The sequence below is a fragment of the Pseudomonas rosaeacicularis genome, from assembly GCF_057128745.1.
The window spans coordinates 139433-160455 of the sequence record NZ_JBSKHT010000009.1; the positions used below are offsets into that span (position 1 = coordinate 139433).

General features: G+C 58.1%; 18 protein-coding genes. 5 read left to right on the top strand and 13 right to left on the bottom strand.

Annotation, left to right across the window (positions count from 1 at the left end; genetic code table 11):
* The first annotated feature begins 183 nt into the window (after positions 1–183).
* Positions 184–978 carry an SDR family NAD(P)-dependent oxidoreductase gene (locus ACWKWM_RS13495; protein ID WP_483846611.1) on the top strand — a complete coding sequence of 265 codons (795 nt, stop codon included), beginning with the start codon at positions 184–186 and terminating at the stop codon, positions 976–978.
* Positions 979–1020: 42 nt separating this feature from the next.
* Here ACWKWM_RS13495 and ACWKWM_RS13500 read toward each other — a convergent pair whose 3' ends face one another.
* The 3 genes from ACWKWM_RS13500 to ACWKWM_RS13510 all read right to left on the bottom strand — a co-directional run bounded on the left by ACWKWM_RS13500 (position 1021) and on the right by ACWKWM_RS13510 (position 4870).
* Positions 1021–1959: a LysR family transcriptional regulator gene (locus ACWKWM_RS13500; RefSeq protein ID WP_483846612.1), complete on the bottom strand. Its 939-nt coding sequence runs from the start codon at positions 1957–1959 to the stop codon at positions 1021–1023.
* Positions 1960–2276: 317 nt separating this feature from the next.
* Entirely contained in the window at positions 2277–2948 is a 672-nt protein-coding gene (locus tag ACWKWM_RS13505) for an ATPase (protein WP_483846613.1), read from the bottom strand.
* Between the two features lie 644 nt (positions 2949–3592).
* Positions 3593–4870, bottom strand: coding sequence for a serine/threonine transporter (locus ACWKWM_RS13510; protein WP_483846614.1), 1278 nt, complete (start codon positions 4868–4870; stop codon positions 3593–3595).
* 363 nt (positions 4871–5233) lie between these two features.
* Here ACWKWM_RS13510 and ACWKWM_RS13515 point away from each other — a divergent pair, with 363 nt between their 5' ends.
* Both ACWKWM_RS13515 and ACWKWM_RS13520 read left to right on the top strand, forming a co-directional pair.
* Positions 5234–6382 carry an efflux RND transporter periplasmic adaptor subunit gene (locus tag ACWKWM_RS13515; protein ID WP_483846615.1) on the top strand — a complete coding sequence of 383 codons (1149 nt, stop codon included), beginning with the start codon at positions 5234–5236 and terminating at the stop codon, positions 6380–6382.
* A gap of 8 nt (positions 6383–6390) precedes the next feature.
* Positions 6391–9519 carry a multidrug efflux RND transporter permease subunit gene (locus ACWKWM_RS13520; protein ID WP_483846616.1) on the top strand — a complete coding sequence of 1043 codons (3129 nt, stop codon included), beginning with the start codon at positions 6391–6393 and terminating at the stop codon, positions 9517–9519.
* A gap of 13 nt (positions 9520–9532) precedes the next feature.
* On the opposite strand, the gene ACWKWM_RS13525 is transcribed toward ACWKWM_RS13520, so the two are convergent.
* Together ACWKWM_RS13525 and ACWKWM_RS13530 are read right to left on the bottom strand one after the other, a co-directional pair.
* Positions 9533–10867: an ATP-binding protein gene (locus tag ACWKWM_RS13525; protein WP_483846713.1), complete on the bottom strand. Its 1335-nt coding sequence runs from the start codon at positions 10865–10867 to the stop codon at positions 9533–9535.
* Entirely contained in the window at positions 10867–11553 is a 687-nt protein-coding gene (locus tag ACWKWM_RS13530) for a response regulator (protein WP_483846617.1), read from the bottom strand. Before ACWKWM_RS13530 ends, ACWKWM_RS13525 begins: the two co-directional genes overlap by 1 nt.
* A gap of 245 nt (positions 11554–11798) precedes the next feature.
* Between ACWKWM_RS13530 and dsbG the strand changes: the two genes are divergently transcribed.
* Together dsbG and ACWKWM_RS13540 are read left to right on the top strand one after the other, a co-directional pair.
* Positions 11799–12566 carry a thiol:disulfide interchange protein DsbG gene (dsbG, locus tag ACWKWM_RS13535; protein WP_483846618.1) on the top strand — a complete coding sequence of 256 codons (768 nt, stop codon included), beginning with the start codon at positions 11799–11801 and terminating at the stop codon, positions 12564–12566.
* Positions 12567–12717: 151 nt separating this feature from the next.
* Positions 12718–13281 (top strand): TetR/AcrR family transcriptional regulator, encoded by a 564-nt coding sequence (locus ACWKWM_RS13540; RefSeq protein ID WP_483846619.1) that lies wholly within the window; start codon positions 12718–12720, stop codon positions 13279–13281.
* Positions 13282–13324: 43 nt separating this feature from the next.
* On the opposite strand, the gene fabF is transcribed toward ACWKWM_RS13540, so the two are convergent.
* The 8 genes from fabF to ihfB form a co-directional block, all read right to left on the bottom strand.
* Positions 13325–14599: a beta-ketoacyl-ACP synthase II gene (gene fabF / locus ACWKWM_RS13545; protein ID WP_483846620.1), complete on the bottom strand. Its 1275-nt coding sequence runs from the start codon at positions 14597–14599 to the stop codon at positions 13325–13327.
* A 39-nt stretch (positions 14600–14638) separates the two neighbouring features.
* On the bottom strand, positions 14639–15436 hold the full coding sequence (locus ACWKWM_RS13550; RefSeq protein WP_483846621.1) for an SDR family NAD(P)-dependent oxidoreductase: 798 nt from the start codon (positions 15434–15436) through the stop codon (positions 14639–14641).
* Between the two features lie 184 nt (positions 15437–15620).
* The gene (locus ACWKWM_RS13555; RefSeq protein ID WP_483846622.1) at positions 15621–15986 is read right to left on the bottom strand and encodes a ComEA family DNA-binding protein; all 366 of its coding nucleotides are present in this window, start codon (positions 15984–15986) and stop codon (positions 15621–15623) included.
* A gap of 173 nt (positions 15987–16159) precedes the next feature.
* Positions 16160–18154, bottom strand: a complete 1995-nt coding sequence (locus ACWKWM_RS13560; protein ID WP_483846623.1) for a polysaccharide biosynthesis protein — start codon at positions 18152–18154, stop codon at positions 16160–16162.
* Positions 18155–18266: 112 nt separating this feature from the next.
* Positions 18267–19286, bottom strand: coding sequence for an MraY family glycosyltransferase (locus tag ACWKWM_RS13565; RefSeq protein ID WP_483846624.1), 1020 nt, complete (start codon positions 19284–19286; stop codon positions 18267–18269).
* Positions 19283–20248, bottom strand: a complete 966-nt coding sequence (locus ACWKWM_RS13570; RefSeq protein WP_483846625.1) for a UDP-glucose 4-epimerase family protein — start codon at positions 20246–20248, stop codon at positions 19283–19285. Before ACWKWM_RS13570 ends, ACWKWM_RS13565 begins: the two co-directional genes overlap by 4 nt.
* Positions 20249–20428: 180 nt before the next feature.
* A complete protein-coding gene (locus ACWKWM_RS13575; protein WP_483846626.1) occupies positions 20429–20668 on the bottom strand; it encodes a DUF1049 domain-containing protein in 240 nt (79 codons plus the stop codon).
* 20 nt (positions 20669–20688) lie between these two features.
* A complete protein-coding gene (gene ihfB / locus ACWKWM_RS13580) occupies positions 20689–20988 on the bottom strand; it encodes an integration host factor subunit beta (protein WP_268797327.1) in 300 nt (99 codons plus the stop codon).
* Positions 20989–21023: the final 35 nt, after the last annotated feature.

Here is a 21023-nt window from a genome sequence, read left to right on the forward strand (position 1 = left end):
CGATAGAAGCGGCTGGATTTAGGGCCGCTTCGCAGCCCATCGCCTGCAAGCAAGGCTCCTACGCCTTCGGCAGAAGCGGAACTGCAGCGGGGCTGATATCTCACAGGCCCCATCACCTCATCTCACGGTCTATCCTCATTCATCCCTTCAGCACGATCTTTCACCATCAAGGAGCACTCCGACATGAACATTGATCTGACCGGCAAAACCGCATTAGTCACCGGCTCAACGCTGGGCATCGGCTACGCCATCGCTAAAGGCCTTGCGGGTACGGGGGCGCAGGTGATCGTCAACGGGCGCAAGCAAGAGGCGGTCGACGCCGCCGTCGCCAACATTCAGAGAGAAGTGCCCAACGCCAAGGTGCGCGGTGTCGCCACGGACGTGGGCAGCGCCAGCGGCTGTGAGGAACTGGTCGCCGCCGTACCGAACGTCGACATTCTGATCAACAACGTCGGCATCTATGGCCCGCAGGACTTCTTCGAAACCCCGGACGATGTCTGGCAGCGTTTCTTCGACGTCAACGTCATGTCCGGCATTCGCCTGTCGCGCGCTTACGCAAAGGCCATGGCCGAGCGCGGTTGGGGCCGTATTGTGTTCATCTCTTCCGAGTCGGGCTTAAACATTCCCGCAGACATGATCCACTACGGTTTCACCAAGACCTCCAATCTGTCGGTGTCCCGCGGATTGGCCAAACGCATGGCCGGGACCGGCGTGACGGTCAACGCGGTAATGCCAGGCCCCACACTGTCCGAAGGCGTTGCCGAGATGCTCAAGGATGAATTAGCCAAAACAGGCAAGTCCCTGGAAGACGCCGCTGCCGATTTCGTCATGGCCCATCGGCCAAGCTCAATCATTCAGCGTGCCGCAAGCATCGAGGAAGTGGCGAACATGGTGGTATACGTGTCGTCCAAACAGGCGTCGGCCACCACAGGCGCAGCGTTGCGCGTGGACGGCGGCGTGGTCGACACCATCGCCTGATCATCGTTGACTGCCGAGGCGCCGAACATCAGCGCCCCGTGGTCAGGCGGCCGCGATGGCCATAGGCTGACGGCTGTTGTCACTCAGGCACTCACTGAACCGCGAGCGTAACCAGCGTTCGCCCGGATCACTGTGACTGACACCGCGCCAGACCATCGACAACTCAAAGCCCGGCAAATCGATGGGCGCAAATTCAGCGCTCAGGCCCCCGCTGCCTGCCATGGCCTTGGCCACGTAATCGGGGACTACCGCCAGCAAGTCGCTCTGCGCCAGCAACACGGGCAGTCCGCTGAACTGTGGCACCGCGAGCATCACCTGACGCTGACGTTTGAGGCGCTTAAGCGCGTTGTCGGTGTCATCGGCAAGGTTGACCATGGACGACACTGTCGCATGAGGCCGCTGACAGAATTCATCCAGGGTCAGCGCCGATTTGCTCGCATCGGCACGCAGCACCATCGGATGAATCATGCGCAGGAATTTGCGTTTCGCATTGGCCGGCAAATCGCCGGTGTAGCTGATGCCTACGGAGATTTCACCATTAGCCAACAAGGTCGGCATGCGGCTGCAATCAGCACGATGGATCACCAGTTTGATGCCCGGCGCCTCACGCCGAAGGCAGTGCAAGAGCGGCGGCAGCAGCGCGTACTCGACGTCGTCGGACAAGCCGATGTGAAACGTCGCGTCACTGGTGGCCGGATCGAACTCACAGGTCTGGCTCAGGGCGATGGCAATGGTATCGAGGGCAGGAGTGAGAATCTGAAACAACTCCTCAGCCCGCGCCGTCGGCTCCATCGAACGGCCGTTGCGGATGAACAGCGGGTCATCGAACATTGTGCGCAAACGCCCCAGCGCGTTGCTGATGGTGGGCTGGCCGAGAAACAACTTCTCGCCGACACGGCTGACATTGCGTTCATGCATCATGGCTTCGAAGACCACCAGAAGATTGATGTCAGCGTGGCGCAGATCGTTTCTGTTCAGCATTTCAGCCACCTGGGCAGATGCCCCGTTAGTGAGATGGATAGCCGACTGACTGCATGACAAATGAAAACTGACAGGCTCTGGCAGAGCCTTTGCGTGCGGCGTGTCAGTAATGTAATGGCGGGGAGTGAAGCTGTCGCTCATGCACAAGTGGGTACAGCTAGCGTATTGGTTTGAGCGATTCATACCTGGGTATATCAACGCACCCGTAACTACTGATCAAAAGACGGCTGCGCCCGCTCCCGGCCTTGGTCAGGCCATAAAAAAACCGACGCAGGGAGCGTCGGTTCTTGGGACGGATATGCAAGAGGTGCGTGGATTCAGTTTTTCGCGACCTGTGCCACTTGACCCGAGGTCACCAGCGCTTTGAGCGAAGCGTCGAACTGCTTCAAGGCATTCACTTGCAAATCGCGCTGCTGATCGATCTGCGCAGCGATTTCCGGTGCAGCCTTGTCGTGCACCCACACCGATGACAGCTCCTTGCCACCCCAACCTTCAGCCTTGCCGATGTACTGCAGATTAGCATCGTAGAACTTCGCCTCGAAACGCGCCTCGACCTGCGTATTACGCTGGGTCACTAGACGGTTGTAGGTGTCGAGCATCACCACCACGTCGGGGCGCGCTTGCATCACGGCATCGAGGTTGTCGTAAACGGTGACGGAAGCGAACTGCTTCTCAAGGGAAGCCTTGAGCCAGTCAATGGCCAGCTTTGGATCAGAGCTGTTGACGAAGGCCTGGCGGATGCGCGAATCGAGGGTGCTGTTCTTGACGCCTTTGAGCGCCATGGAGTGATAACGCTCGAGGTATTCAATATTACTGACGGTGTTTTCGCTGTAGATCACACCCACCGACTGGTTAGATTGCAGCCCCATGCTGCTGTCGGCAACAGGGGTGAAGTGACACGCTTGTTCTTCAGCGGCGTAGGCCGGAACAGTGGCGGCGGCGCCACCGGTCAACACGGCGACAAGAGCCAGCAGGACAGAAATTCTCATCGCGTATCTCCCAGGTAAAGCCAGTTCGGTATAGGGCTATCCTCCTCTTTTGCCGGAAAAACAGAACTCGCGATTTTTGATGGTAACTATCAACTAAACGAATAGTGACCGGCGGCTCTGAATCAGGCGTGATGAGGGTTCAAGCGTACCTTTTGTTGCACAACGACCAATGGAGAGGAATCAGGAACGGTGCAGGCATGAACAGAGTCAGACCCTGCCTTTAAGTGGAGCGCGGGGAATGAGATAAGTGCCGATAAATTTGCACTTTACTGCGCGTGCGGTAACACCGCTCTGGGGAAGTGCCGAAGGGCTGCGATTGCGCTATGTCCGACACACCGCATCGCAGCTTCGCGCTGCTCGTCAGTTCCTACACGTTTTGGGTGAGTCACTATTTGAAACGCGATCCAGATTCTGTTGGAGCGAGGCTTGCCCGCGAAGCTGAGGATGCGGAGTATCAGGCAAAGCGGGCCGCTAACTTCGCAGCCCAGAAAAATCAGCAGCGCGTCAGATCCAATGTGGCAGCGGACCCGTCCGCGAAGGGAATAGGCCCGGCGACGAAGATGCATCGGCTGTACCGGCCCCTTTGCGGACAGGTCCGCCCCCATATGTCCTGCGTATCAAGCGCGAAGGCTATTGGACTCGCCTCACTGCATCAGCGAATACACCAAAGCCGAAATAGCCACCACACCAACCACCACCACGAACACGTTGGAAAACTTGCCTGCGTATTGGCGCATGGCAGGGACTTTGTGGATGGCGTACATCGGCATCAGAAACAGCAGCGCAGCAATCACCGGGCCGCCCAGGGTTTCGATCATGCCCAGGATGCTCGGGTTAAGGGTCGCCACCAGCCAGCACACCACCAGCATGAACCCTGCGGTCAGACGATCCAGCGTGCGCGGCGACGGGCGACGCCCGGTCTTCACCACCAGACCTTTGAGCCCTTCGCTGGCGCCAATGTAGTGGCCCAGAAACGATTTGGTAATGGCCACGAACGCAATCAACGGCGCGGCGAATGCGATGGTCGGATTACTGAAGTGGTTCGCCAGATACGACAGGATCGACAGGTTCTGCGCTTTCGCTTCGGCCAATTGCTCAGGCGACAGCGTCAGCACGCAACTGAAGACGAAGAACAGCACCATCACCACCATCAAACCGTGGGCGCGGGCGAGGATTTGCGAACTGCGTTGTTCGGCATGCACGCCGTACTGGCGCTTCTGGTCGACCGCAAACGCCGAGATGATCGGCGAGTGGTTAAACGAAAACACCATGACCGGAATCGCCAGCCATAACGTGTGCAGCATCGACGAGGGCGCAGGCAAGGTGGTAGCAGTGGACAGAATCCCGCCGGTCCAGTGCGGCACCAGAAACACCGCCAGAAACAACAGCGCGACGATGAAGGGATAGACCATCAGACTCATAGCCTTGACGATCATCCGCTCGCCGCACCGCACCACTGCCAGCAACCCAAGAATCAACACGAAGGCGAGAATGGCACGCGGTGGCGGTTGAACATGCAATTGATGCTCAAGGAAACTCGCCACGGTATTGGTCAACGCGACGCTGTAAATCAGCAGGATCGGGAACACAGCGAAAAAGTACAGCAACGTGATCAACGCACCGGCGGTCTTGCCGAAATGCTGTTCGACCACCTCGGTAATATCAGCGCCCTCACGGCCCGACAACACGAATCGTGTCAACCCGCGGTGCGCGTAAAACGTCATCGGAAATGCCAGCAGCGCAAGGATCACCAACGGCCAAAAGCCGCCAATACCGGCGTTGATCGGCAGGAACAACGTGCCCGCTCCGATCGCGGTGCCGAACAGCCCGAGCATCCAGGTCGTGTCGTGGCGGTTCCAGGAAGTCACGCTTGCGGGCGCGGTGTCGAAGCGTTCTTCGACGCTGTTGGCCTGATCATTCATCCGGTCGATGTCTCCGTTGCCGGTGATAGCTACATGGTCAAAAGCGCGTCGAATAACGTGGCAGTCGGCGCCCCTGACCGGTTCTCTACAGGGAAAGGGGCGCGATTGTCCGGGATTAGGCCGCAGAATCAAAGGGTTGTCTGACGGATGAGCAAATAGGGAAGCATCCGACGCAGTCGTAGGACCCACGTGGGAATTACATGACCACAAGCAAGAGTAGAATTGGCCGCGCGATTGAGTAGCCCTTTCAACCTTGGCTCGAGATTTGCTCTCATCGCACGCTTGGCCGATATATAAATATTCCGATTGTTGTCGCAGGGACGTGTACGATTGAGAACATTTCTTGTTTATCTGAGTTTGCGAATGCCCGCTGTCAGGTTTTTGCGTACCACCCTTGTTTGTCTGATAGCCCTCGGATCCCTGCTGAGCGGCTGTGAAAAGACCCCGACCACCGCGCTCGCCGATAAAAAGACACTGGTCGATGTGGTCATCGCCGTACGTTCAAGCCAGCCCCCCACAACCGTGTTGACCGGTCGTCTGGAGGCCTATCGCACCGCAGAGATCCGCGCGCGGGTAGCGGGTATCGTCGAGAAGCGCACGTATGTAGAGGGTTCGGACGTCAAAGCCGGGGCCTTGCTGTTTCTGATTGACCCGGCGCCGATGAAAGCCAGTCTCGCCGCTGCCGAGGCTGAGCTTGCCCAAGCGGGTGCCACCGCCGACGCCGCCACCGATGTCGCGCAGCGTTCCAAGCAACTGCGCGACTACGATTCGATCAGCATTCAGCAGTACCGCAAAGATTTGTTCCTCGAGAAACAGTTGCGCGCCGCTGAGCAACTGGCGGCCGCGAAGGTGCGCAGTGCTCGGTTGCAGCTCGATTACGCCAGTGTCACGTCGCCCATTGCCGGGCGCGCGCGGCGGGCAATGATCACTGAAGGGGCAATGGTCGGCCAGGACGAAGGCACGAAGCTGACCACGGTTGAGCAGATCGACCCGATTTATGTGAATTTCTCGCAACCGGCCAATGAGTTTCTGGCCCTGCGCAAGGCCACCGTAGTCCTGGAAAAAGACAACTCACCCATGCCAGTGAATGTGCGCCTGGGGGATGGCTCGTTGTACGGCACGCCGGGCAAGCTATTGTTTTCCGACACGGCCGTTGATCCGCTCACCGACACCGTCGCCATGCGTGCGTTGTTCAGCAACCCCGATCATCTGTTACTGCCCGGCATGTATGTGCAAGTGGAGTTCGAGCATCCCGAAGCGCAAGCGGCGGTGCTGATTCCTCAGCATGCGCTGACCCGCACTCGCACCGGCGCGTTCGTCATGCTGGACGATAACGGCCATGCGCGGCAGGTCCCGATTACTGCGGACACTCTGGAGGGCAAGCAATGGCGGGTGACTTCAGGCCTGTCCGGGGGTGAGCGCGTGATCCTTGATGGCGGGGCCTTGAGCAATGGGCAAGCAGTGGAAGCGAAGCCTTTGACCAGCAATAGCAGTGTGGCCCAGCGCCAATAGGGAAGTTCATGTCCACCTTCTTCATTGATCGCCCGGTAATGGCTTGGGTGATCGCGATATTCATCGTGCTGGCCGGTGGCTTTGCTGCGTCCAAATTGTCGGTCGAGCAATACCCCAACGTTGCACCGCCCAGGGTCACTATCTCCGCCACTTACCCTGGCGCATCGCCGGAAGTCGCCGAGCGCACGGTGACTTCAGTGATCGAGCGCGAGCTGAACGGGATTCCCGGCTTGCTTTATTTCAACTCGACCAGCTCCGAGAGCCTGGTTGAGCTGAGTCTGTATTTCGAAACCGGCACCAACACCAAACTAGCCGCTGTTGAGGTGCAAAACCGCATTCGCCGGGTCGAAGAGCGATTGCCCGAAAGCGTTCGGCGCCAAGGCATCGAGGTGGAGCAAAGCGGCGAAAACCAGTTGCTGTTCGTGACACTGACTGCCGATAACCCCAGCGTCGATGACATCCAGCTGGGGGACTTTGCTACCAGCATCGTGCGACCTGCGTTGTTGCGAGTGCCAGGCGTCGGTCAGGTCGAGGTCTACAGTCCTGAATACGCCATGCGTATCTGGCCTGATGTGCACAAGCTCACCGCCACCGGCATTACCACCACCGAATTGATCGATGCGATCAGCCTGCAGAATCAGCGCATCACGCTGGGGGCCATAGGCGCGTCGCCCTCCCCTGCGAACACCGCCATCACTGCGCCGCTGACCGTTCAGGAAGACCTCGACACGCCTTATGCCTTCGGCGCCATCGCATTGCGTGTCAACAACGACGGCTCGGCGTTGCGCGTCGCGGATGTCGCGCGGGTCGAACTCGGGGGCAACAATTACGACTACCCGGCGTTCGTCAACGGGCGCTATGCCGGGGCGATCTCGATCAAGCTGGCGTCCGGCGCCAATGCCTTGAGCACCACCGAGGCGGTGAAAAAGACCATGGATACGCTGGCCGTGCAGTTCCCACCGGGCATGCACTACCAGACCGCGTTCGATACGTCGGTGTTCGTCAAACTGTCCATCGTGAAAGTTGGCTATACGCTGATCGAGGCGATGGTGCTCGTGTTCCTGGTGATGTGGCTGTTTCTCGGCAGTTGGCGAGCGACGTTGATTCCAGGGCTGGTGGTACCGATCGCGCTGGCGGGCACGTGCGGTGTGATGTGGATGCTGGGCTTTTCGCTGAATGTGCTGACGATGTTCGGCATGGTCCTGGCGATCGGCATTCTGGTGGACGACGCCATTGTCGTGGTGGAGAACGTCGAGCGCATCATGCGCGAAGAAGGCTTGCCGGCAAAACAGGCCACCCTCAAAGCCATGGGCCAAATCAGCGGCGCGATCATCGCAATTACGCTGGTGCTGACTGCGGTGTTCATCCCCATGGCACTGTTCCAAGGCGCCGTCGGGCAGATCTACCGGCAGTTTTCCGTAGCGCTGGCCGTGCCGATGTTGTTGTCGGCGTTTCTCGCTCTGACCTTTACCCCCGCGCTGTGTGCAACGCTGCTCAAACCTGTGGAACACAAAAACTCCGAAGGCCGACTCACACGACACAGCCCGGCGCTCGCGCGCTTTTACTCCCACAGCCTCACCGGCTTCCTGCGTCGTCCCGTGCGTTTTCTGCTGTTGTATCTGGCACTGTTCGCAGTCATGGCACTGCTGACGGTGCGCTTGCCGGGCGCCTTTTTGCCCAGCGAAGACAAAGGCGGCTTCGCCACCGTGATCCTGCTGCCTACCGGTTCCACTCAAGCCGATACCCGGGAGGTGCTGGACGAGGTGCAGGCCTTCATGAAAACCGACCCGAACATCGCCAGCCTCTTTGCCATGCAGGGTTTCAGCTATTTCGGTGATGGACAGAATGCCGGCATGATCTGGCCGACCCTCATCGACTGGAGCCTGCGTAAACAGCCCGATCAGCAACTGGATGCGATCCTTGAACGTGTCAATCAGCACTTCGAGCACGGCACCGCGCGTCATCCGAAGGCACAGATCAAGGCAATCAACACCCCGCCGCTGCCGTCGATGGGCCGCATCGAAGGGATCGACTTGCGCCTGCAGGATCGCAGCGGGTTGGGACATGACGCGCTGATCGACGCGAAAAACCAGTTACTGGCACTGGCGGCCAAAGACCCGGCGCTGGTGAACATGTCGTTCTCGGGTCAGGACGATGCGCCGCAATTGCGGGTGTCGATCGACCGGCTCAAGGCCCAGAGCATGGGCGTGTCCCTGAACGAGATAAACCAGACCATGGCCACCCTGTATGGCTCCGACTATCTGGGGGACTTTATCTACAACAATCAGGTGCGTCGGATCATCGTTCAGGCCGAGGGCAAGGACCGTCAGCAACCGAAGAGCCTTCTGCAGGCGCGAGTGCGAAACAAAGCGGGTGACATGGTCCCGCTGAGTGCTTTCGTCAGCATGCGCTGGACCGTCGATGCGCTTGAGATCGAGCACTTCAACGGCTTCGAAGCGCTGCAAATCAGCGGCGCGCCGGCCAAGGGCTACAGCACCCGCCAGGCCATGGACGCCCTAACCCGGATAGTGGATGAGCTGCCTGGGGGGTTTGGGCTGGAATGGTCGGGACAGTCTTATCAGGAGCGTGTGTCGAGCAACCAGATGCCGGTGTTGTTCGGCCTGTCGATCATGGTGATTTTCTTCTGTCTGGCGGCGCTGTACGAAAGCTGGTCGATCCCGCTGGCGGTGATCCTGGCGATCCCGCTGGGCGCAATCGGTGCGCTGCTGGCAACCACTCTGCGCGGCTTGCCGGATGACCTGTACTTCAAGGTCGGGTTGATTACCGTGATCGGGCTGTCGGCGAAGAACGCGATCCTGATCATCGAAGTCGCCGAAACCCTGCACCGCCAAGGGGCTTCAGTGCTGCACGCAGCGCTTGAGGCTGCGCGGATGCGCCTGCGTCCGATCGTCATGACGTCGCTGGCATTCATCTTTGGCGTGCTGCCATTGATGCTCGCCACCGGCCCGGGCTCAGCCAGTCAGCGGGCGATTGGCACCAGCGTGTTCGGTGGCATGCTCAGCGCGACGGTGCTGACGCTATTTTTCGTGCCGCTGCTGTACGGGTTGGTGATGCGCTTTCGTCGACACAAAGCAGTGGTCGAGCCGACGCCCGAACTGAAGGCTGTTGAGGGGTAGCGGCCAACATCAGTCAAATACTGTCGGGCAAGGGGCTTTTTTGCAGCGGCATCTGCAACTCGACCCGCAAGCCATCGGCGCGGCTGTCGAAACGCAACGAACATGCACAGCGCAAGGCGATCGCCTGAACGATGGCCAGGCCAAGCCCGGCGCCGGGACTGTTACCGTTACGCCAGAAGCGTTGGGTGAGCTTGTCCATATCCGGTTCCGGGATGCCGGCCCCGTGATCGCGCACAACAAAACGCGCCTGACCTGCAACAGTCCGCAGGGTCAGCTCGACACGCGTGTTCTGCGCGGTATGGCGCAAGGCGTTGTCCAGCAGATTGCGCAGCGCAGCAATGGCCAGCACGGCAGGCATGTCTACCGGGGCCGTTGACACCTGATCAATGATGACCAGCTCGACGCATTGCTCATTGCCGTGGACCGCGTCGTGGATTGCCAACCGCGCGACCTTCTCGGCGTCACAAAGCACGCCGTCGTCGAACGACAGGCTGCCTTCGACACGCGCCAGCAGCAGCAACTGCTCCAGCGTGCGGTGCATGCGATCAGCACCCTCTTCTGCGTGGGCAAGTGCTTTGTCTCGCGTCGGACCTTCGGTCATTTGCGCCACTTGCAGGTGTGTCTTGATGGCGGTCAGCGGGCTGCGCAGTTCGTGTGCGGCATCCCCGGTCAGGCGGCGCTCGCGCTCCAGGGTCTGGGCGATGCGCTGGAACAGTTGGTTCTGGGTCTTGAGCAGCGGCTGCAATTCGTGAGGCAACCCCGGCACGTCCAACGGTTCGAGGGAGTCGGCAGTACGACGTTTCAGGGCGTCGCGCATGCGATTGAGCGGCGCCAGGCCGCGACCGATCACCAGCCAGAGCACCGCCAGACTGCCCAGCAGCGCCACCAGCACCGGTACGGAGGCTGCGAGCAATACGGAACGTCCGAGCACATCGCGCTCTTGCTGGCGGTCAGCAGTGGTAATTCGCACATCGCCGTGGGTCAGGGTAAAGCTGCGCCAGCTTTCCCCGTTGATGACCTGATCGCGATAACCGCTTTCGTCGGCGGTCAAAGGCGAGTCAGGCGTGTTGTGACTGCGGGCGAGGATTTCTCCGCGCAATGAGCTGACTTCACAGGCCATCGGGCTGGACACCGCCAGACGCTCGGCATTGATGCCACCGCCCTGCTGTTCGGGCATTTCCATCTGATCCATCAGCCCGGCGACCATTCGCGCCGAAGCCGCCAGGCGCTGGTCGAGTGAATCCATCATTTGCATCCGAAGGTCCAGGAGCATCCAGGCTGCAGCGAGAATCCAGATCGCTATGAAAGCGCAGCCCAAGGTCAGGCTCAGGCGCAGTCTCAGGCTCATCATTGGGCGTTCTGCTCTGCGTCGTGGCCGGCCGGTCCCAGGCGATAGCCCAAGCCGCGCACGGTCTCGATAATGCCGCCGCCAAGTTTGCGCCTGAGATGGTGAATGTGAACATTGAGAGCGTTGCTCTCCACCTCATCGCCAAAGCCGTAAACGCAATCTTTCAGTTGCTCGCCAGACATGACGCGACCGTGGTTGTGCATCAGGGCATGCAACAGCGCCTGCTCCCGACGGGAAAGATCGACCGGCTGGCCTGCCAAGCGAGCTTCACGACTGCTGGGATCATAAGTCAGGCAACCATGCTCGATGACATTGACGCTGCGCCCGGCCATGCGGCGGATCAGCGTGTGCAATCGGGCGCTGAGTTCGCGAAGGTCGAACGGTTTAAGCAGGTAGTCATCGGCCCCTGCCTGCAAGCCGTCGACACGGTCGGTCACGGTGTCGCGGGCGGTGAGAATCAGCACCGGCAGCTCAATGCGCTGCTGACGTAACTGGCGAAGCAGCTTGAGGCCATCCTCGTCTGGCAGCCCGAGGTCCAGCACCATCACGTCGAAATGCGCCGCCGCCAGCATCGCCCGCGCAGCAGACGCTGTGGCCACACGATCCACCGTCAGCCCCTGTGCATCCAGGCCTGCGACAATGCCGCTGGCAATCAGATCATCGTCTTCGCAGAGCAATACGTGCATGGGCAGGCTCGAAAAAAGGGCTATTGAAGCGTGCAGGGATTAAGGCGCGATTATGCCATTTGATCAACTCACAGCTGCGGGAGAGAACATGCTTGCGAGACGCAACACTGACCCACCGCGTAGTCCGGCTCGCCAACGAATTGGCTGCTACAGGTTGTGGCGCAGCAGAGCGAACAACGCGTCGTTAATACCGTCTTAATCACCACATCACACCCTGCTCTTCATACAGTCCCAAGGAGTGCTCAATGAGCCTGATCCGTTATGCGTTAGTGATCACCGCCGGCTTGATGGCGATGCAGAGTGTACTGGTGCAGGCCGAAGAGCTGCCCCCGGCGATAAAAGCGCTGGAAGCAAAGGGCGCAATCATCAAGGGCGGTTTTGATGCCCCCGGCGGGCTCAAAGGGTATGCCGCGCAATACCAGAATCAAGGCATGGCGCTGTACCTGACAGCCGACGGCAAGCACGTATTGGCAGGTAATCTGTTCGATGAAAAAGGTGAAGACCTCAGCCAGGCTCCACTGCAAAAACTGATTTATGAACCCATGACCAAAGCCATGTGGAACCAGATGCAAAGCAGCACCTGGATTGCCGACGGGTCCAATACCGCGCCCAAAGTAATCTACCTGTTCAGCGACGCCAATTGTCCTTACTGCAACCTGTTCTGGGAACAGGCGCGGCCTTGGGTCAAGTCCGGCAAAGTGCAGTTGCGCCACATCATGGTCGGCATCATCCGCGAAGACAGCGCCGCCAAAGCGGCTGCCTTGTTAATGGACAAAAACCCGGAACTGGCACTGGAAAAACACGAGGCCGCAGGCAAAGGCAGTTCGCTCAAAGCCTTGAGCAGCATCCCCAAGGACATCCAGACCAAACTCGACGCCAACATGAAACTGATGGAAGACATGGGGCTGTCAGCCACCCCTTCGATTTTCTACAAAGATGAGGACGGCAACGTCCAGCAGCAACAAGGCGCGCCACGGCCTGAAGCATTGGCGAAGATGATGGGACCTAAGTAACGCGTTCACCGCTACCTTAATCTCGACATATATGCGCTGCGACCAACTGACCGATGGCGACCTGGCCCGAAAAGTGGATACTGCATCGGCTTGTCATCCATGTGAGAATGTCAACCAACATTCCAAGAGCCATAGTCAGGAGGCTCGTTCAATGCGTTACGCCGAAGATCATAAAGCCCAAACTCATCAACGGATTCTGCATGAAGCGTCCGAGCGGTTTCGTAAAGACGGCATCGGTGCAACAGGCCTGCAGCCATTGATGAAGGCGTTGGGCCTGACCCACGGGGGTTTTTATGCCCACTTCAAATCCAAGGATGATTTGGTCGAGAAAGCCTTGCGCTGTGCAGTCGACAAGCTTGTGGAGTCCAACAAGGAAAAGCTGGGAACAGATAACTCTGCGGCGGCCTTCATTGATTTGTATTTGTCCAGCGCCCACCGCGATGCGCCCGAAAACGGCTGCCCTCTGCCAACCATGGCCGCTGAACTGGGGCAACGCGGACAACCCAGCGAAATCACTGATGAACTGATCCAACGCATGCTCGCCACCCTTGAGTCGCGACTGCCCGGTGATGACAACAGCGCCGAGAGCGTGATGATGATGTCGACCCTGGTCGGTGCGCTGGTGCTTTCTCGCAGTGCACGCGACCCCGCGCTGGCCGATCGCATCCTCGACACAACGCGCGAGCAACTCAAGCGACACGCCAGCAAAGCCTGAGCAGACGTTCCCCTCTCAACATCAGGGGAACGCCGTCAGCATCTCAAGGGTGCCAGCGACGGAACAACACGCTGGCGTTGACCCCACCAAAACCAAAACCGTTGGACAACGCATACTCGATCGCCATCGGGCGCGCTTCGCCATGCACGATGTCGATGCCCTGAGCCGCTTCATCGGGAGTTTCAAAGTTGAGGGTCTTGGGCGCGATCTGATCGCGGATCGCCAGTGCGGTGAATATGGCCTCGATACCCCCCGCCGCGCCGAGCAAGTGACCGGTGGCCGATTTGGTTGAGGTCACGGCTACGCCATTCTGATCACCGAAAACCGACTTGATCGCTGCCATCTCGCCCTTGTCGCCCACAGGGGTGGATGTCGCATGGGCGTTGAGGTGCTGGATGTCGGCAGCCTGGATACCCGCCTGACGAATCGCTGCCTGCATGGCACGTCGTGCACCACTGCCGTCTTCAGGGCCAGCGGTCAAGTGATAGGCGTCAGCACTGGTTCCATAGCCGACCAGCTCGACGATCGGCGTGGCACCGCGAGCTAACGCGTGTTCCAGAGTTTCGATGACCATGATGCCGGCACCCTCGCCCATCACAAAGCCATCCCGGGCCTTATCGAAAGGACGCGAAGCACGTTCCGGCGTGTCATTGAACCCGCTGGACATCGCACGTGCGGCAGCGAATCCACCCAATGCCACGCGATCGATCGAGGCCTCGGCGCCGCCACAAATGGCAATGTCGGCCTCACCGCAGCGAATCATCCTGGCCGCATCGCCAATGGCTTGAACGCCCGCTGCGCAAGCGGTCACGGGCGCGCCCAATGGCCCTTTGAAACCATGCTGGATCGACACGTGGCCCGCTGCGAGGTTGACCAGAAACGATGGAATGGTGAATGGCGAAAGACGTCGGGGGCCGCGAGTGTCGGTGGTGCGGACTGCATCGGCGATGGACGCGAAGCCACCGACGCCGGAGCCGATGATCGTCGCCGTTCGCTCGCGCTTCTCGTCGGTATCAGCAACCCAGCCCGATTGCGCAACCGCTTCTTTGGCAGCGCCTAAAGCGAAAAGGATAAAGCGGTCCATCTTCTTCTGCTCTTTGGGCGGTGCGGCGGCGTCCGCATCGAAACCGGCTTCAGGGTCATCGGCCAGCAGCGGCACCGGACCACCCACCTTGCCCGGCAAGTCGGCCACCACGTCATCGGGTAACTGAACGATTCCCGAACGCCCTTCCAGCAAGCGCCGCCATACGGGCTCGACACCACTGCCCAAAGGCGTTACCAGGCCCATTCCAGTTACTACGATTCGACGTTCGCTCATGCAATCACCTTTTTACTGTTGATCAGGTTCACTGGCGCCTTACGCGCTGGTGGTCTTGTAACGCGCCGCCGCATGCTGCAGCGACAGATTCGGGCCCAGCGCCAGCCGCGCTTTGACCATGGCATCCCAATCGGCGGCGTCGGGCAGCGAGGGAATCGTGATGAGCTCTCGCTGATCGAATCCGTCGAGCGCTGCATCGACCATTTCATCGACGTTCATCACCATCTCGGCCGGGAATGCGTTGAGGTCCATGCCTGCGCGCTCCCAGATTTCAGTGCGGGTGGCACCGGGCAAAATAGCCTGGACCTGCACGCCCTTCTCGCCCACTTCAGCGTGAAGCGATTGGGTCAGGCTTAGAACATACGCTTTGCTTGCGGTATAGATAGCGTTGAATCGCTCCGGCAGCAGTGCAACCACCGACGCTACGTTGAGAATCGCCCCACGGCCGTTCTGCACAAATCCGGCCGCAGCCGCCGAAGACAAGTGAGTCAGGGCCACGATGTTTAACTCGATCAAGCGGTCGGCTTCACTGAGGTCTGCTTCGGCCAGTGTGCTGTTGGCGGCCACGCCGGCGTTGTTCAACAGCAGGGTGATGGAAGAGTCACTGCGCAAACGATCCGCCACGCGCGTGATATCAGCCTTATCAGTCAAATCGGCTTTCAACACCTCGACCTTGACGCCAGCGGCGTCGCGCAGTTGCGTGGCGAGTTTTTCCAGACGGTCTTTGTCACGCGCCACCAAGAGTAAGTCATACCCGCGTTTGGCGAGGCGGTCTGCGTACGTGGCGCCGATGCCCGAAGACGCGCCGGTGATGAGTGCTGTGCCTTGTGTGCTCATTGGAGTGCTCCGAAATGTCAGTAGTCGATCCGATATTACATCTGTAATCTGAAGATTATATGGCGAGTGACATTCACGGTGTCAAGGCGTCGATGTTTGGGCATCAGCGAAGGCGGGAATGGGCGTGTTTATCGAGCGGGCATAAAAAAGCCGATCAGTGATCGGCTCTCTTGGAAACGCTGGGTTATTCGATGACTAGCTTGTCGCGGTTTTTGTCCAGAATGGCTTTACCAATCCCCTTCACCTCAATCAGCTCATCTATCGAGGTAAACGATCCGTTCTCCTCGCGGTAGGCGACGATGGCGCTGGCCTTGCCAGCGCCAATGCCGGACAACTCTTTCTGCAGGGTTTCTGCGTTGGCGGTGTTGAGATTGACCTTGGCGCCTTGCTCAGTGCCCTCAGGCTTTTGCATCGCTGCCGCGGGAGCAGTTGGCGCTGTAGTAGAAGGGGAGGCAGCTGTCGGGGCTGAAGTTGCCGGAGCCGCAGTTGCCGCAATCGAGAACGTGGTCAACAAGGCGAACGCGAGGGTTGAGAGAAGGGAAGTACGCATAAATAACGCTCCATGACATCGTTTAGGTTTAAGCAGCGTTCCTGAGCTGCTGTTTACAACCTAGTTCAAAGTCTTGAGGCGTCAACGACGGGGCTGGTCACTGGATATTACCTGGCAACGCACACCCACCATTTAGCCGGTGGGGCGCCCGGAAGGCCACTTTTCAGTAAATATTACGGTTCATGACGACGCTGCTGGTATATCCAGTCAACGATGTCGCCATCAGGCGCATAACCACTGACTGTCTCACGCAGTATCTGCCGAACCAGTGTGTAGTCATCGTCCTCAACGGCCTGCAGGAGTGCAGACAGACGTGACTTGAAAACATCCCAGCTTACGTGATCCTCGTGAGCACTCATGATCATCGGGTGGCTGGTGGCTGCAACGTTGTCGCCGATCAGAAGTTCTTCATACAACTTTTCGCCGGGACGCAGGCCAGTGAACTCAATAGCGATATCACCCTGTGGATTCTTCTCGGAGCGGATACTCAAGCCCGACAAATGAACCATCTTTTCTGCCAGCTCGATAATCTTCACCGGCTCGCCCATGTCCAGCACGAACACATCACCGCCCTGCCCCATCGATCCCGCCTGAATCACCAACTGCGCAGCTTCGGGGATCGTCATGAAATACCGAGTGATCTTCGGGTGCGTAACAGTGAGTGGCCCACCGGACTTTATCTGCTTGTGAAACAGCGGAATGACCGAACCAGAGGAACCGAGCACGTTGCCGAACCGCACCATGATGAATCGGGTTTTATTGACCTGATGCACGTTGGATCGGTCGCCATACATGACGGGCGCTGTTTCTCTACTCAAGGCTTGCAGGGTCAATTCGGCCAGACGTTTGGTACTGCCCATCACGTTGGTCGGCCGGACCGCCTTGTCCGTGGAAATAAGAACAAAGTTGGCGACGCCGGCCTGTAAAGCGGCTTGAGCGGTATTAAGTGTCCCGATGACGTTGTTCATCACGCCCTCGGCGATGTTGTGTTCAACCATCGGCACATGTTTGTAGGCAGCGGCGTGATAGACCGTATTCACACGCCACGTCTTCATTACGTCGAGCAGCTTGGCGTGGTTACGCACCGAACCCAGGATAGGCAGCAGTTTTACGTTCAACGCTTCGCGCTGGAGGCGCTCTTCGAGTTCGGAAAGGATTGTGTAGAGATTGAATTCGCCGTGGTCCAGCAGCAACAGCGTGGTGGGTTTGAGAAGTAATATCTGTCGACACAGCTCCGAGCCAATAGACCCCCCCGCGCCGGTGACCAGAACGCACTGATCGGTGATGCAATGTTTCAGCAGCTCTGGCTGTGCCGGTACGGCGTCTCGTCCAAGCAGGTCACCAATGTCCACCTCCTGCAAATCATCAACCTTGACACGCCCTGCGGCCAATTCAGTGAAGTTGGGGACGCTGCGAACGTGCAGCGGGAAGCTTTCCAGAAGCCCGAGAATTTCACGGCGTCGGGCTCGAGCAGAGGACGGAATCGCCAGCAAGATTTCTTGGGCGCCGGTGGATTCAATCATCTGCTGGATATGCTTTGGCTTGTAAACCAGCAGCCCTGAAATGACCCGATTGGAGATGGAATCGTCATCGTCGATAAACGCTACCGGGCGCATGGCGCGGCCCATTCGCAACGCCGCGACCAATTGATTGCCTGCGGCACCCGCACCATAAACCGCCACTTTGGGCAGGCCATCGTCCCGGCTGGTGAACGGCATATGCTGCGCTGCAGCAAACCAGTCGCCCAGGAAATACTGGCGCATGGCCAAGCGAAGGCCGCCAATCATGACCAGGCTCAGCCACCAGTAATTGAACATCACAGAGCGGGGAACGACGTGTTCGTGGTTGCTGTAGAGATACACGACAACCCCAAGAATCAACGCAGACAGGCTGACCGCTTTGATGATCGCCACAAGCGCGTCGTTGCCGAAATAGCGCATAACCGCGCGATACATACCGAATCGGATAAACAACGGGATGGCGATGACGGGAGCGCTGGCGAATAACCAGGTGTGTATTTCGAGGGGGTTGATCAGGTCGTCAATACCCAAGCGCACCACAAATGCCATCCACAGCGCGAACCAGACCAGCACGATATCGGTCGCAACCTGAATTACCCGTTTCTGCCGGCGCGGTAAAGCGACCAGGAAGGCGCGTAATTTACCCATGATTCCCTCAAACACCTGCGCAAACTCCTATCGGCAAAACCCCAGACAACCCTACTCCTTGGGGCAGGTGAAATGTACTGCAATAATTAATTCTACAACGAGTGACTGCGGCTTATCCGTTATGTTCCAACTCTCCAGCGTGAAACCTGATCGCCAAAGCCACAAGTGGAAGGTAAGCAATCAATATACCAATAATTCCGTCCAGCTCGAACACCGCTACCGCCAACGCAATGGGCATCAGCCATACAATATTGATTACTGCCACGGCGACCGTTACAGGCAGGTGACCTCCGTAGCGACGAGAAGCAAATTGATAGGCATGACTCCTGTGCGCTTCGTAGACTTTGTCGCCACGCAGCAGTCGACGACCGAGGGTAAATGTAGCGTCCACCACGAATACCCCGAGCAAAATAAGCCACGAATACATCAGTGACGATGACGTCCAACCTGCCCGCAAGGACAGGAGACCAAGGGATACGCCCAGAAATCCACTGCCCGCATCTCCCATGAAGATCCTGGCAGGTGGGAAATTCCAGAACAGAAAACCTGCCACCGCCGCGGCCAATGCGAGAGGCATCCCAATCAAATCCGGATGGCCAGTTAATGCATAAATCAGCACTGCGCCCCCGCAGACACATAACGCCTCAACGCTGGCGATGCCGTCAATGCCATCCATGAAGTTGTAGAGATTGAGTATCCACACCAGATAAAACGCGGCAAATATGCTTCCCAAGAGCCCCAGGTCTACAGTTACGCCCTGAAAGCTAAGTGGCGCAAGGCCCCCTAGCCAGAACAAGCCCCACCCTGCCGCAACAAAGTGCCCTAACAAGCGCCATCGAGCCGGTATATGGTTGTGGTCGTCGATGAATCCGATCACCGCAATTAACAGCCCTGCGCCAGCCATCGCAATAAACGCAGAACTGTCGAGCATTCCGGCCCCAACCAGAAGCGTCATGGCAAAAACATGACTCACCACAATTGCAACACCACCGCCTCGAGGAGTAGGCGTGGAATGCGAACTTCTGGCGTTGGGAATATCCAGCAGGCTCTTGTGCAGAGCGTAGCGTCTTAAACAGAAAGTGAGTGCAAATGAAACTAGCACCCCCAGCGAGATCAGCTCACCGTAATTCATTTCTTTCCTGCTTTCATAAAGTGTTCGACCGTCTGTTTGAGCCCGCGTTGAAGGGAAACAGGTGGCGACCAGTTCAACAGTGTCCGAGTTTTGTCGATATCAACTTGCAGTGAGCCCAAGACTCGACGAGCAGAAGCCCCGCGCCCGGCAAGATTTGCCAAAGTGAAAATCAGATTGTCAGGGACAGGTATTAGCCAGGATTTTGAACCGGAAAACTTTAATATCAGTCGTGCGAGTTCAGTGGTCGACACATCGTCGCCGTCACTTACCAGGAATCTTTGGTTCGCTGCTGCCGGGTGCTCAAGACAGACTCGAATGAGATCGATGAGGTTGTCCAGACTCACCAAGCTGCGAGAGTTATTCACTGCTCCCAAGGGCATCGGAAAACCACTTCGGAGAATGCGCATTAATTGATGAAAGTTTGCTTTGACTCCCGGACCGTATACAAGGACAGGGCGAATAACCACGATCTCCATTCCGGTGGAGGCGGAGAGTTCCATCAAGCCCTGTTCCGCTTCGTATTTCGAGATACCGTAAGGGTCGGACGGCGCACACATGTCATCGGCGAGAAATTTTTGACCCGCAGCCGTACTTTCGCCATTCACCTTCACTGAACTGATGAAGATAAAACGCTTCACACCGGCCTTCGCCGCTTGCTGAGCCAAGTTCAGCGTGCCAGCCGTATTAACTTCGCGAAATGAGGCGAGCGGGTCGTCCGCGTCGTCGTTCATTACGTGAACACGCGCAGCAGCGTGGATGACTACCTCGACATCGAGTGCAGCGCTCCAGGCAGTCGTCGCATTGATATCACTCAACAGATACGGAGTCACGGTGCTGGGGACATCGGGAATGGGGCTACGACTCGCTGCCGTGATTTTGAGATGGGTGTCAGCGCTCAACGTACTGACCAATGCCCGCCCCAAGAAGCCAGAAGCGCCTGTTATCAGTATTTTTGTTGGCATGACATGACCAAAATGACGGAAGCGGGAGGCTAGCAGGATGTCAGGCGGGAAGCATCTGTTTGAGGGCCGGATTTACATTTTCTTGGGCAGTGGATTCATCGCGTCGGTAACCTTCACGACTTGAGCGCCGCATGAGGGTACCGGTTAGCTGGCCAGGGAGCGCAACGTGCGCTATCGACTTTACAGGCTCCGGAAAGATTTGGGCTTTCTGCGCAAACCCGTTATCCATGCCAACATTGGCCCAATTATCATACCGACCAATAGCGCCAGGATGACGGGTACAGCTATCGAGAGTTTCGGTGCGGACCAGCCGAAGAACACTAGCGAGAAGGCCTGCTGATTTTCCAACATGAACACTACCGTTGCCGCCACGATCAGTAGCACAACTACAAAAAATACCAAGCGTTTGACGTTTCGCATTTCACCCCTCCCTTGACAGGCTATTGGAGGCCTTCCTCTTCTTCTTCGTTCACCCGATCCCGCAATTCTTTTCCAGGCTTGAAATGAGGTACGAATTTACCATCCAGGCTTACAGATTGGCCCGTCTTAGGGTTACGGCCTACGCGGGGCGCTCGGTAATGCAATGAGAAGCTGCCAAAGCCCCGTATTTCGATACGGTCGCCGGTCGCCAGACATTGAGACATTTGCTCAAGCATAGTCTTGATGGCCAGCTCAACATCCTTGGATGAGAGAAGCCCTTGATGGGTGACAATCCGTTCGATCAACTCCGACTTCGTCATATTTTTCCCTTCTTTTTCAAGCAGCTAGGAAAAGC

Coding starts and splice junctions, on each gene's coding strand:
- ACWKWM_RS13495 (WP_483846611.1), top strand. CDS start 184: ATGAACATTGATCTGACCGGCAAAACCGCATTAGTCACCGGCTCAACG.
- ACWKWM_RS13500 (WP_483846612.1), bottom strand. CDS start 1,959: ATGCTGAACAGAAACGATCTGCGCCACGCTGACATCAATCTTCTGGTG.
- ACWKWM_RS13505 (WP_483846613.1), bottom strand. CDS start 2,948: ATGAGAATTTCTGTCCTGCTGGCTCTTGTCGCCGTGTTGACCGGTGGC.
- ACWKWM_RS13510 (WP_483846614.1), bottom strand. CDS start 4,870: ATGAATGATCAGGCCAACAGCGTCGAAGAACGCTTCGACACCGCGCCC.
- ACWKWM_RS13515 (WP_483846615.1), top strand. CDS start 5,234: ATGCCCGCTGTCAGGTTTTTGCGTACCACCCTTGTTTGTCTGATAGCC.
- ACWKWM_RS13520 (WP_483846616.1), top strand. CDS start 6,391: ATGTCCACCTTCTTCATTGATCGCCCGGTAATGGCTTGGGTGATCGCG.
- ACWKWM_RS13525 (WP_483846713.1), bottom strand. CDS start 10,867: ATGAGCCTGAGACTGCGCCTGAGCCTGACCTTGGGCTGCGCTTTCATA.
- ACWKWM_RS13530 (WP_483846617.1), bottom strand. CDS start 11,553: ATGCACGTATTGCTCTGCGAAGACGATGATCTGATTGCCAGCGGCATT.
- dsbG (WP_483846618.1), top strand. CDS start 11,799: ATGAGCCTGATCCGTTATGCGTTAGTGATCACCGCCGGCTTGATGGCG.
- ACWKWM_RS13540 (WP_483846619.1), top strand. CDS start 12,718: ATGCGTTACGCCGAAGATCATAAAGCCCAAACTCATCAACGGATTCTG.
- fabF (WP_483846620.1), bottom strand. CDS start 14,599: ATGAGCGAACGTCGAATCGTAGTAACTGGAATGGGCCTGGTAACGCCT.
- ACWKWM_RS13550 (WP_483846621.1), bottom strand. CDS start 15,436: ATGAGCACACAAGGCACAGCACTCATCACCGGCGCGTCTTCGGGCATC.
- ACWKWM_RS13555 (WP_483846622.1), bottom strand. CDS start 15,986: ATGCGTACTTCCCTTCTCTCAACCCTCGCGTTCGCCTTGTTGACCACG.
- ACWKWM_RS13560 (WP_483846623.1), bottom strand. CDS start 18,154: ATGGGTAAATTACGCGCCTTCCTGGTCGCTTTACCGCGCCGGCAGAAA.
- ACWKWM_RS13565 (WP_483846624.1), bottom strand. CDS start 19,286: ATGAATTACGGTGAGCTGATCTCGCTGGGGGTGCTAGTTTCATTTGCA.
- ACWKWM_RS13570 (WP_483846625.1), bottom strand. CDS start 20,248: ATGCCAACAAAAATACTGATAACAGGCGCTTCTGGCTTCTTGGGGCGG.
- ACWKWM_RS13575 (WP_483846626.1), bottom strand. CDS start 20,668: ATGCGAAACGTCAAACGCTTGGTATTTTTTGTAGTTGTGCTACTGATC.
- ihfB (WP_268797327.1), bottom strand. CDS start 20,988: ATGACGAAGTCGGAGTTGATCGAACGGATTGTCACCCATCAAGGGCTT.